The organism is Bartonella sp. AA74HLJMH (assembly GCF_042197045.1).
In the GTDB taxonomy this organism is placed as follows: Bacteria; Pseudomonadota; Alphaproteobacteria; order Rhizobiales; family Rhizobiaceae; genus Bartonella.
The window spans coordinates 1-546 of record NZ_JBHIRJ010000167.1 but is presented as its reverse complement, the minus strand read 5'-3'; the positions used below and the strand labels follow the sequence as shown (position 1 = coordinate 546).

Here is a 546-nt window from a genome sequence, read left to right as displayed (position 1 = left end):
CTAATATTCAAACAAATTTTTAAATGAAATGGTTATAAGGAGGCGCCCCCGCCGCGCCCGCGCCGTTATTTAAGCTGTTTTCCTATGGGGACGACACATAACAAAGCAAATTTCACCATAAGGAGAAAGGCGTTCTGTATAAACATTATTCATTGTGTCACCACAAATATTCTTAGTAACAATAGCCATGCCACATGCATTGGCATTTTCATAAACATGCACTTTACTTACAATTTTTGCACTATCGAAAACATGGGCATTATCATACACATGGGCATTGGCAAAAACCTTTGCTGAATCGTAGACGCGAGCATTACCATATACAAAACCACCAACACCCGCATTGCCATAAACCTGCGCATTTTCGTAAACACGACCAGGGCTCACAACAATGGCCTGATCACCAACCCAGCAATTACCATCATGGGAAAGATTTTCTTCAGATTCAATATAGCCACCAAGTTGACCAGCTTTAACATCACCAAAATCTCTTAACGCCTTAATGCGATAAAGTTTTTTACCTTCGCGAAGAATTGTTTGATTGGT

General features: G+C 40.3%; 1 protein-coding gene. It reads right to left on the bottom strand.

Features of this window, described 5'->3' with window-relative positions; all coding sequences use genetic code 11:
- Positions 1 to 69: 69 nt before the first annotated feature.
- Positions 70 to 546, bottom strand: a 477-nt coding sequence (locus ACFINH_RS10380; protein ID WP_375633096.1) for a hypothetical protein, incomplete at its 5' end; no start/stop codon positions are given.